Annotated in this window: 11 protein-coding genes; 3 read left to right on the forward strand and 8 right to left on the reverse strand. The window is 73.6% G+C overall.

The annotated features are described in order from the left end of the window. Positions 1-13: 13 nt before the first annotated feature. Complete coding sequence (locus H3H34_RS04925) at positions 14-589, reverse strand: urate hydroxylase PuuD (protein WP_194744181.1); 576 nt, start codon at positions 587-589, stop codon at positions 14-16. A gap of 126 nt (positions 590-715) precedes the next feature. Here H3H34_RS04925 and H3H34_RS04930 point away from each other — a divergent pair, with 126 nt between their 5' ends. After that, positions 716-1,597 carry a DMT family transporter gene (locus H3H34_RS04930; RefSeq protein ID WP_194744182.1) on the forward strand — a complete coding sequence of 294 codons (882 nt, stop codon included), beginning with the start codon at positions 716-718 and terminating at the stop codon, positions 1,595-1,597. On the opposite strand, the gene H3H34_RS04935 is transcribed toward H3H34_RS04930, so the two are convergent. Further along, complete coding sequence (locus tag H3H34_RS04935; RefSeq protein WP_194744183.1) at positions 1,594-2,208, reverse strand: glutathione S-transferase family protein; 615 nt, start codon at positions 2,206-2,208, stop codon at positions 1,594-1,596. The genes H3H34_RS04930 and H3H34_RS04935 overlap by 4 nt on opposite strands. Before the next feature lie 50 nt (positions 2,209-2,258). On the opposite strand from H3H34_RS04935, the gene H3H34_RS04940 reads away from it, so the two are divergent. Then, entirely contained in the window at positions 2,259-3,575 is a 1,317-nt protein-coding gene (locus tag H3H34_RS04940; RefSeq protein WP_328831291.1) for an MFS transporter, read from the forward strand. Positions 3,576-3,602: 27 nt separating this feature from the next. Here H3H34_RS04940 and H3H34_RS04945 read toward each other — a convergent pair whose 3' ends face one another. The 6 genes from H3H34_RS04945 to H3H34_RS04970 are packed head-to-tail and all read right to left on the reverse strand — an operon-like array spanning position 3,603 to position 8,587. Beyond that, entirely contained in the window at positions 3,603-3,902 is a 300-nt protein-coding gene (locus tag H3H34_RS04945) for a hypothetical protein (protein ID WP_194744185.1), read from the reverse strand. Beyond that, the gene (locus tag H3H34_RS04950; RefSeq protein WP_194744186.1) at positions 3,878-4,633 is read right to left on the reverse strand and encodes a HesA/MoeB/ThiF family protein; all 756 of its coding nucleotides are present in this window, start codon (positions 4,631-4,633) and stop codon (positions 3,878-3,880) included. The genes H3H34_RS04945 and H3H34_RS04950 overlap by 25 nt, the downstream gene beginning before the upstream one ends. Beyond that, positions 4,630-5,076 (reverse strand): dUTP diphosphatase, encoded by a 447-nt coding sequence (gene dut, locus H3H34_RS04955; protein ID WP_194744187.1) that lies wholly within the window; start codon positions 5,074-5,076, stop codon positions 4,630-4,632. Before dut ends, H3H34_RS04950 begins: the two co-directional genes overlap by 4 nt. Beyond that, entirely contained in the window at positions 5,073-6,266 is a 1,194-nt protein-coding gene (gene coaBC / locus H3H34_RS04960) for a bifunctional phosphopantothenoylcysteine decarboxylase/phosphopantothenate--cysteine ligase CoaBC (protein ID WP_194744188.1), read from the reverse strand. The genes dut and coaBC overlap by 4 nt, the downstream gene beginning before the upstream one ends. Before the next feature lie 50 nt (positions 6,267-6,316). Beyond that, entirely contained in the window at positions 6,317-7,837 is a 1,521-nt protein-coding gene (gene ubiB / locus H3H34_RS04965; protein ID WP_194744189.1) for a 2-polyprenylphenol 6-hydroxylase, read from the reverse strand. Further along, positions 7,838-8,587, reverse strand: coding sequence for a class I SAM-dependent methyltransferase (locus H3H34_RS04970; protein WP_194744190.1), 750 nt, complete (start codon positions 8,585-8,587; stop codon positions 7,838-7,840). It lies immediately after the preceding gene. Positions 8,588-8,631: 44 nt separating this feature from the next. Here H3H34_RS04970 and mutM point away from each other — a divergent pair, with 44 nt between their 5' ends. Then, a complete protein-coding gene (gene mutM, locus H3H34_RS04975) occupies positions 8,632-9,444 on the forward strand; it encodes a bifunctional DNA-formamidopyrimidine glycosylase/DNA-(apurinic or apyrimidinic site) lyase (RefSeq protein ID WP_194744191.1) in 813 nt (270 codons plus the stop codon). The last annotated feature ends 72 nt before the right edge of the window (positions 9,445-9,516 follow it).

Below are 9,516 nucleotides of genomic sequence, written 5' to 3' on the forward strand. Positions count from 1 at the left end.
GGCCGGCGGCGGGTCAGACGCCGCCGAGCGCGCCCTGGCTCACCATGCACCAGAGCATGGGCAGCGAAAGCACCGTGTTGGTGCGGCTGAAGATCATCGCGGTCGTCGCCGCCTTGGCCTTGGTGTCGGCATCCGCCTCGACGATGCCGAGCGCCTTCTTCTGGTTGGGCCAGATCACGAACCAGACGTTGAACGCCATGACGAGCGCAAGCCACATGCCGAGCCCGATCACGCGGTAGCCGGGCGAGAGGGTAAGCGCCTCGACGAGATAGTTGTTGAGGAGCGCGATGACGAGGCCGGTCACCACCGTGAACAGCGCCGCCCAGCGGAACCAGAACAGGGCCTCCGGCGCGATGTACTTGGAAACGCCTGGCTTCAGCTCGGCCGGAACCTTGGGCATCGTCGGGATCTGCACGAAGTTGAAATAGTAGAGAAGGCCGATCCACATGATGCCGAGCAGCACGTGGAGGAAGCGGAAGATCCCGTTGACGAGGGCGGGATTGTCGCCGTGGAAGCCCCACAGCACGATGATCGCGAGAAGGCCGCCAAGCCCCACCGCGTTCCAGAGATTGCCCAGAAGCTTTGCCATGTGTCACTCCTTGCCCCATGAGGCCGCGCGCCGCGCCAAGGCCGCGCAAGCACGCGGAAAGCGGACCCCCTTAATCCCCTTTTCCGGGGGCTTGCAATCCTCGCGAGCGGCCGCGAGCGGGAGGCCATGCGCGGCGGGCCGATCCTCCTCTACCTCTTCGGCATCGCCGTCTTCTGCGCCATGGACGCCATCATGAAGGCGCTCGTGCTCACCAACCCTGCCGTCGCCGCCACCTTCTGGCGCTACATTGCCGCGCTCGTCTTCATCCTGCCCTTCTGGTGGCGCGAGGGGCGCCCGCCGGTGCGCCGGGACATGCTCGCGCCCCACCTGCTGCGCGGGGTACTGATCGCGGCCGCGGCCTATTTCTTCTTCTGGTCCCTGACCGTCCTGCCGCTCGCCGAGGCGGTCACCTTCGCCTTCGTGGCACCACTGATGATCCCGCCGCTTGCCGCCCTGTTCCTTGGCGAACGGCTGGAGGCGGGAAGCCTGCTTGCCATCCTCGCCGGCTTTGCCGGCGTGCTGGTGGCCGTCGGCACCGATGTCAGCGCGATCCCGCGCGAGCGCCTGCTCGGCGTGGGCGCGGTCCTCGTCTCGGCGGCGAGCTACGCCGGTTCCATCGTCCTCATGCGGGCGCGGGCCAGCCGCGACGGCCCCTCGATCCTCAGCATCCTCGGGGCCGTCATCCCGGCGGCGCTGCTGCTGCCCTTCGTCCTGCTGCTGCCCGAGGGGCGCGTGCCCGCCCCCGCGGACTGGCCGCTGGTGCTGGGGGCGGGCCTCGCAGGCGCGGTTGCGCTCCAGTTCATCGCCCGCGCCTATGCCCGCGCCGAGGCGCAGACGCTTGCCCCGTTCGAGTACACGGCGCTCTTCTGGGCAGCGCTGTTCGGCTGGATCTTCTTCGCCGAGCCGCTGTCGTGGCGGACCCTTCTTGGCGCGCTCGTCATCATCGCGGCCTGCCTGTGGCAGGCGCGGCGGGCCGTCGTTCCCGCGCCGTCGAGCCCGGCGGGCTAGGCGGCGAAGGTGCCGCGGGCATCGAGCCGCTCGAGCCAGGGCGGCACGAAGGCAAGCCCCTCGGGCAGCGGCACGCCGGCGGCCGGCGCGAAGCGGAGGAAGCAGCCGAGCGGAATGTCGGCAAGGCTGAAGCGGTCGCCGCAGACAAAGGCGCGGCCGGCGAGCAGCCCGTCGAGCACGCGCAGGCGGTCGGCCCAGTGCGCGAGCATCTCGGCCCCGGCGGCCTGCGAAAGCAGCGGGAGCCGGGGGCTGAAGAAGTCGCGCGCGACCGTGGCGCGGAAGCCGAGCGTGAAGGGCTCGATGACGAGGAGATCGAAACGGCGCAGCCACATCCGGGTCTCGGCCCGCTCGGCGGGCGTTCTGCCGAGGAGCGGCGGCTCCGGGTGAAGCTCCTCGAGGAGCTCGCAGATGGCGGTCACCTCGGTGACGACGGTGCCGTCGTCGAGCGCAAGCGCCGGGAGCTGGCCGAGGGGGTTGATGGCGCGGAAGGCCTCGCCCCGGTTCTCGGCCCCCATGATGTCGACGGGCACCCTCTCCAGCGCGATGCCCTTCTCGGCCATGAAGGTGCGCACCACCTGCGGATTGGGGCCGAGGCTGTCGTAGAGACGCATGGATCCTCCCTCCTTGAACTGCGTGCCGGCGGGCGCCTAGCAGCATGTCCGTGACACCCGCCAGCCTGCCGCGCACCCACTTCGCCCTCGTCTTCGCGGCGCTTCTCGTGACAGCGGCAGGCAACACCGCCCTCCAGTCGGTGCTGCCGGTCATCGGCCGGGCCATCCGGATCCCCGACATGGGGATTGCGCTCGTCTTCTCGCTCTCGGCCCTCATCTGGACCTTCTCCGCCCCCTACTGGGCGCTGCGCTCCGACCGGCGCGGCCGCCGGCTGCTGCTCCTCGTGGGTCTCGGCGGCTTCGGGCTCTCGATGCTGCTGTGCGCCCTCGTCATCCTCGCCGGCCTGCGCGGCCTCATCGCGCCTCTGGTCACCTTCGCCCTCTTCACGCTGGCGCGCGCGCTCTTCGGCGTGTTTGGCTCGGCCGCCAACCCGGCCGCCCAGGCCTTCGTCGCCAGCCGCACGACCCCGGCCGAGCGCACCAACGCGCTCGCGCTCCTCTCCTCGGCCTTCGGGCTCGGCACCATCGTCGGCCCGGCGGTCGCCCCCTTCTTCATCCTCCCTGGAGTCGGCCTCTCGGGGCCCATGTTCGCCTTCGCCGGCGTGGCCGCCGTCGTCGCCCTCCTCGTGCGCCGGGGCCTGCCCGACGACGACCCGACCCATGCCCCGCCGCCCGGCGGCGGCCGGGGGGCCGCAGCCTCCATCGCTTCGGTCGGCGGCGCACCCTCCTCGGCGCACGTGCTTGCCGCGGAAGCCGCGAGCGAATCGGGCGAGCGGCGGCGCGTCTCGGTGTTCGACACGCGCGTGCGCGCCTTCATGATCTACGGCTTTGCCACCGGCTCGCTCCAGGCGGCAACCGGCCAGGCGCTCGGCTTTCTCATCATCGACCGGCTCGCGGGTGGCGCCGCCGCAGGCGAGTCGGCCAAGCTCATCGGGCTTGCCTTCATGGCCGGCGCCGCCGCGACGCTCCTGGCCCAGTGGGGCATCGTGCGCCTCTTCGCCATGACTCCTTCGCAGCTCATGCGCTGGGGCGCGCTGGTGGCCGCCGCCGGCACGGCGGGGATCGCGCTTGCGCACGATTTCCATGCCCTCGTCATCGCCTTCGCCCTCCAGTCGGCGGGCTTCGGCATGACGCGGCCGGGCTTCACTGCCGGGGCGTCGCTTGCCGTCAACCGCGCCGACCAGGGCGCGGTCGCGGGCGCGGTCACCGCCGTCAACGGCGCCTGTTTCGTCGCTGCGCCGGCCATTGGCATCGGCCTCTACGAGCTTGTCCCGGCGCTCCCCTACTGGCTGGGCGCGGCCGGCTGCCTCGCGCTTGCGCTCTACGCCTTCCGCAACCGGCAGCTGCGCGACAGCGGCCCGCGCTGACGGCCGGCCATTCCTCTCACGCCCGCCTCAGGCGACGAGCAGCTGCCAGTCTTCCCGCCCGGCCATGACGGCGACGAGCCCGCGCGGCGCGACTCCGGCAGGCAGATCCGCCGCCGCGACGCCCGCCTCCGCCATCGCCGCCTGGCAGGCGGAGAGCTCGGCGCCAAGCTCCCGGAGCGCGGCCAGGCGGGGACAGTCGGTGAAGTCGGGGCCCTTCAGCAGCACCGCAACCGGCCGGCCGAGCGCGGCTGCAACCGCCGCCGCCTCGAGCGCGGCTGCGGCACGCGGGCCTTCGCGCGCGGTCAGGACGAGGAGCAGACCGGGCACGCCGGATCCTTCGGCACGCGGATGCGACGGAGGGACAGCGTCAGGGCGTCGAAGAGCGCAAGCTCGCCCGGCGGGCGGGCGGCAAAGCCGGTCAGGAGGCGGATGGCCTCGAGCGCCTGCAGGCTCCCCATCACGCCCGCGAGCGCGCCGAGAACCCCGCGCGCCGCGCAGGTCTCGCCCGGCCGGTCCTCGGCCGCGCCGGCAAAGCAGGCCCAGCAGGGCGAATCGGCCAGGTGGCCGGCGAAGACCCCGAGCTGGCCCTCGAACCGGCCCATGGCGGCCGCCACCAGCGGGAGGCCGAGGGCGACGCAGGCGCGGTTGACGACCGCGCGGGCGGCGAAGCTGTCGGTGCCGTCGAGCACGAGGTCATGGCCGGCAAGAAGGGCCGCGGCGTTCGCCTCGGTCAGCCGCTCCGCGCGCGCCAAGATGCACACATGGGGGTTGAGCGCGGCCAGCCGCTCGGCCGCCACCTCGGCCTTCGGCCGGCCGATGTCGGCCGTGGCGTAGAGCGTCTGGCGCTGGAGGTTGGAGAGGGCGACGCAATCGTCGTCCACGATGGTGAGCTGCCCCACGCCAGCGGCGGCCAGGCAGGGAAGTGCTGCCGAGCCGAGCCCGCCCGCCCCCACCACCGCCACCGCCGCGGCCTTGAGCCGCGCCTGGCCGGCGCCGCCCACTTCGGGAAGCACGATGTGGCGGGCGTAGCGCTCGAGCTCGAGGTCAGAGAGGGTCATGCCCGCCCGGTCGAGCCGAAGCCGCCCTCCCCCCGCGCGGTCGGCTCGAGTTCGGCCACTTCCTCGACCGCCGCGCGCACGACGGGGGCCACGACAAGCTGGGCAATCCGCATGCCGCGGGCGATCGCAACCGGCGCTGCGCCGAGATTGGCGAGGATCACCTTGAGTTCGCCGCGATAGTCGGAGTCGACCGTGCCCGGCGCGTTGAGCACGGCAAGCCCGTCGGCAAGCGCAAGGCCCGAGCGGGCGCGGACCTGGAGCTCGAAGCCCTCCGGCACCGCCACCTTGAGGCCGGTCGCGACGGCCGCGCGAGCGCCGGGGGCGAGCTCGAGGTCCTCGGCAGCACACACGTCCATGCCGGCCGCGCCGGCGGTCTGGTAGGCCGGAAGCGGCAGGCCCTGCCCGTGGGGCAGGCGGGCAATGCGGAGGACGGGCGCGCTCATGCGGGTGCGAACCAGCGGGCCAGGCGGTCGGCAAGCCGGGCGGCCACTTCCTCCTTCGTCCCTTCCGGCAGGCTCTCCACGCCCTCGGCCGTCACGAGGTGGACGGCGTTGCGGCTGCCGCCCATCACGTCGCCCGAGACGTCGTTGGCGACGATCATGTCGCAGCCCTTGCGCGCCAGCTTGGCCTTGGCGCGGGCAAGGAGGTCGTGCGTCTCGGCGGCAAATCCCACCACCCGCGCGGGGCGGTGCGGGCCCGGCGCGGCCAGGCGGGCGAGGATGTCGGGGTTCTCGACGAGCGCGAGGGCCGGCGCCACCTCCCCCTTGGCGAGCTTGGCCGCCGCCGGCTCGACGCGCCAGTCGGCAACGGCGGCCACCATCACGGCAAGGTCGGCCGGAAGAGCGGCGAAAACGGCGGCCTCCATCTCCCGCGCGGTCTCGACATCCACGCGGGTGACGCCCGGCGGCGTCGGCAGCGCGACCGGGCCGGCGACGAGCGTGACGCGGGCGCCGCGGGCAGCGAGCGCCTGGGCAATGGCGAAGCCCTGGCGGCCCGAGGAGCGGTTGGCGAGGTAGCGCACCGGGTCGATCGGCTCGTGCGTGGGGCCGGCCGTCACGAGGGCATGGCGGCCGGCAAGCGGCCCCGCGCCGGGTGCGAGCGCTGCGGCGATGGCCGCGAGAATGGCCGGGGGCTCGGGCAGGCGGCCCGGGCCATGCTCGCCGCAGGCCATGGGGCCGACATCGGGTTCGAGAACCGTCACCCCCCGGCGCCGGAGGGTCGCCACATTGGCCTGCGTTGCCGGGTGCTCCCACATGCGGACGTTCATGGCCGGCGCCACCATGACCGGCGTGTCGGTGGCAAGAAGCAGGGTGGAGGCGAGGTCGTCGGCGAGGCCCGCCGCCATCCTGGCCATGAGATCGGCGGTCGCCGGGCAGACGAGGACGAGATCGGCCGCGCGGGAGAGGCGGATGTGGCCCATCTCGGCCTCGTCGTCGAGGTCGAAGAGCTCGGTGTAGGCGCGCGTCTCGGCGAGCGCGGCGGCGGCAAGCGGGGTGATGAACTGCTGCGCCGCCCGCGTGAGCACGGGGGTGACGTGGCCCCCTTGCGCGCGGACGAGTCGGATGAGCTCGAGCGCCTTGTAGGCGGCAATGCCGCCGCCGATGACGAGAAGGAGGCGCCTGCCGGCGAGCATGCTCCCGCCCCTAGCGGCGCCGCTGCCGGCTGCCAATCGGCAGGGTCCGCTCAGCCGAGGAGCGCCATCGCGCCAGCCCCCAGCGCCGCACCGAGCGCCAGCCACGGCCAGCGGGCCGGCCGCGGCGGGGAAAGCGGCGGAAGCGGGATGGCGGGCGGAGCGGCGCCGTCGGGCGGCAGAAGGGCGAGCGCGCGCCGCGCCGCACCGGGAAGCGCGCCGATGAGCCCCGCACCGCGCAGCAGGCGGTCGGCAAGGCGCGCCTCGGGCCCAAGCTCGTCCCGGATCCAGCGCTTCACGTAAGGACTGGCGGCGTCCCACATGTTGATGTCGGGGTCGAGCGCGCTCGCCACGCCCTCCACCATCACCATGGTCTTCTGCAGCAGCAGGAGGTGCGGCTGCGTCTCCATGTCGAAGCTGCGGGTGATGGCGAACAGCCCGTCGAGGAGACCGCCGACCGAAATCTCGGAGGTGGCGCGGCCGCGGATGGGCTCGCCCACGGCCCTGAGCGCCGTCGCGAAGGCCCCGCGGTCGTGGTAGGGCGGCACATAGCCCGCCTCGAAGTGGATGTCGGCGACGCGCCGGTAGTCGCCGGTGATGAGCCCGTAGAGGATCTCGGCCAGATAGACCCGGGCGCGGCGGTCGAGCCGGCCCATGATCCCGAAGTCGAGGAAGGCGATGCGGCCGTCGGGGCAGAGCAGCAGGTTCCCCTGGTGGAGGTCGGCGTGGAAGAAGCCGCGGCCGATCGCCTGGGCCAGGAAGGCGCGCACGACGGTCCGCGCCAGCGCCGGCCGGTTGGCCCCGCTGGCCTCGACGGCGGCAAGGTCGGTCAGCTTGATGCCCTCCACCCATTCGAGCGCGAGCACGCGGCGGCTGGTGTAGTCCCAGATGACCGCCGGCACCCGCACGCCAGGCTCGGCGCGCACGGCATCGGCCAGCTCCGAGGCGTTGCCCGCCTCGCGCCGGAGGTCGAGCTCGGCCAGCGTCCACTGGCGGAAGGTGGCGATCACCTGCCGGGGCCGGAGCCGCGCGAACTCGCCGCCCAGCGCCTCCAGACGGTCGGCGGCCCAGGCGTAGCTCGCAAGCGCCGAGGTGAAGCGCTCCTCGATGCCGGGCCTCAGCACCTTGAGCGCCACCACCTGCCCACGGTGGGTGACGGCGCGGTGCACCTGGGCGATCGAGGCCGCGCCCGCCGGCTGGCGGGAGATCTCGGCGAAATGGGCGCGCCAGCCGCCGGGCAAGGCGCGGTCGAGCTCGGCCTCGATCGCCTCGAAGGGAGCAGGCTCGAGATCGTCCTGGAGGCGGCGGAGGTCGGCCGCCACCTCGGCGCCGACAAGGTCGGGCCGCGTGGCAAGCGCCTGGCCGAGCTTGACTGCAGCCGGCCCGCAGGCGCGCAGGCCGCCGGCGAAGTCCGGGGGGTCGGGCGCGAAGGCGCCAAGCCGCAGCAGCCGCGCGAGAAGGCCGAGCTCCGCCGGCACGTCCGGGTGGCGCTCGAAGGGCCGGAGCGCCCCGTGCCGGGCCAGCCGGCGGGCGTCTGCCAGAAGACGCAGCGCGTGGCGCGAGGCGAGGAGCAATCAGACCTTCCAGCCGCGGTGGATGGCAACTGCCCCGCCAAGGATGGGGGTGACGGCGACCCGGCGAAAGCCGGCGGCCTCGATCATGGCGGCGAAGTCTTCCATGCGCGGGAACCGGCGGATCGATTCGACGAGGTAGCGGTAGGCCTCGGCATCGCGGGCGACGGCAGCGCCGATCCGGGGCACCACCTGCATCGAGTACAGGTCGTAGAGGCGGGCGAAGCCCGGCCATTCGGTCGTCGAGAACTCGAGGCAGAAGAAACGCCCGCCCCAGCCGAGCACGCGGTGCGCCTCGGCAAGCGCCCGGTCGACGTGGGTCACGTTCCGGATGCCGAAGGCGACGGTGACGGCCGCGAAGGCCCCGTCGGCGAAGGGAAGGGCCTCGGCATTGGCTTCCACCCAGTCGAGCCCGGCGATGCCCCGCGCGCGGGCCCGCGCTTCGCCGACCGCCAGCATCTCGGGGTTGATGTCGGCCACCGTCACCCGGGCGCCCGCGCGGGCGAGGCGGAAGGCGATGTCCCCGGTGCCGCCGGCGAGGTCGAGGATGGCCTCGCCGGGCCGCGGGCGCACCAGCTCCACGAACCGGTCCTTCCATGCCCGGTGGAGGCCCGCCGACATGAGGTCGTTCATGAGGTCGTAGCGGCGCGCGACGCGCATGAAGACGTCCTTCACCCGCGCCGTCTTCTCCTCGGGCGGCACGTCGGCAAAACCGAAGGGGACGGTGGCGGGCGCCGGTGGTGGTTCGGTCATGCCTGCCCCTTGCCCGAGCTCAGGCCTGCTGTCACGGCGGCGCGGTGCCCGAGCTTCCCGAAGTCGAGACGGTGGTGCGCGGCCTCTCGCCCCTCCTCGAAGGGCGGCGGCTGGAGCGGGTGCTGGTGCGGCGGGCGGACCTGCGCTGGCCCGTGCCGCCGGACCTCGCAGCGAGGCTCGAGGGCGCGCGCATCCTCCGCCTCGCGCGCCGGGCGAAATATGGCCTCGCCGAGACCGACCGCGGCGACACGCTCATCTTCCACCTCGGCATGTCGGGCCGGTTCCGGCTGGACCCGGAGCCCCTGCTGCCGCACGACCATGTCGTCCTCGAGGCGGGCGGGCGGCGCCTTGCCTTCCACGACCCGCGCCGGTTCGGCTCGCTTCACCTCGCCCCCACGGCGGAAGCCGGCCGCCATCCGCTCCTTGCAGATCTCGGACCGGAACCGCTGTCGGACGCCTTCGACGGCACCCACCTCGCGCACGCGGCAGCCGGCCGGAGGGCCGCCATCAAGGCGCTGCTCCTCGACCAGCGGGTCGTCGCCGGGCTCGGCAACATCTACGCAAGCGAGAGCCTCTTCCGGGCCGGAATCGCCCCCGCCCGCCCGGCAGGCCGGATTGCCCTTGCCCGCCTCGAGTCGCTCGCAGCTGCCGTGAAGGCGGTGCTCGCCGAGGCCATCGCGGCCGGCGGCTCGTCGCTTCGGGACCATGTGGCGGTCTCGGGCGAGCTCGGCACGTTCCAGCACCACTTCCGGGTCTATGGCCGCACCGGCCAGCCCTGTCCGGCCTGCGGACGGCCGCTCCGGCGGTTCCTGCTCGGCCAGCGTGCGACCTACGCCTGCCGGCGCTGCCAGCGCTGAGCGTGCCCGCCGCTTGACCGGCTGGCGAGCGCCGGCTATCGGGCCGCTCCCGCGAGGCCGGCCGAGCCGCCC

This window comes from Thermaurantiacus tibetensis, assembly GCF_015354055.1.
GTDB classification, from domain to species: Bacteria; Pseudomonadota; Alphaproteobacteria; order Sphingomonadales; family Sphingomonadaceae; genus Thermaurantiacus; species Thermaurantiacus tibetensis.

Bases quoted from the DNA above. Each gene is read 5' to 3' on its own strand.
- H3H34_RS04950 (WP_194744186.1), bottom strand. From the start codon at position 4,633: ATGACCCTCTCTGACCTCGAGCTCGAGCGCTACGCCCGCCACATCGTG.
- H3H34_RS04970 (WP_194744190.1), bottom strand. From the start codon at position 8,587: ATGACCGAACCACCACCGGCGCCCGCCACCGTCCCCTTCGGTTTTGCC.
- H3H34_RS04925 (WP_194744181.1), bottom strand. From the start codon at position 589: ATGGCAAAGCTTCTGGGCAATCTCTGGAACGCGGTGGGGCTTGGCGGC.
- H3H34_RS04935 (WP_194744183.1), bottom strand. From the start codon at position 2,208: ATGCGTCTCTACGACAGCCTCGGCCCCAATCCGCAGGTGGTGCGCACC.
- coaBC (WP_194744188.1), bottom strand. From the start codon at position 6,266: ATGCTCGCCGGCAGGCGCCTCCTTCTCGTCATCGGCGGCGGCATTGCC.
- H3H34_RS04930 (WP_194744182.1), top strand. From the start codon at position 716: ATGCGCGGCGGGCCGATCCTCCTCTACCTCTTCGGCATCGCCGTCTTC.
- dut (WP_194744187.1), bottom strand. From the start codon at position 5,076: ATGAGCGCGCCCGTCCTCCGCATTGCCCGCCTGCCCCACGGGCAGGGC.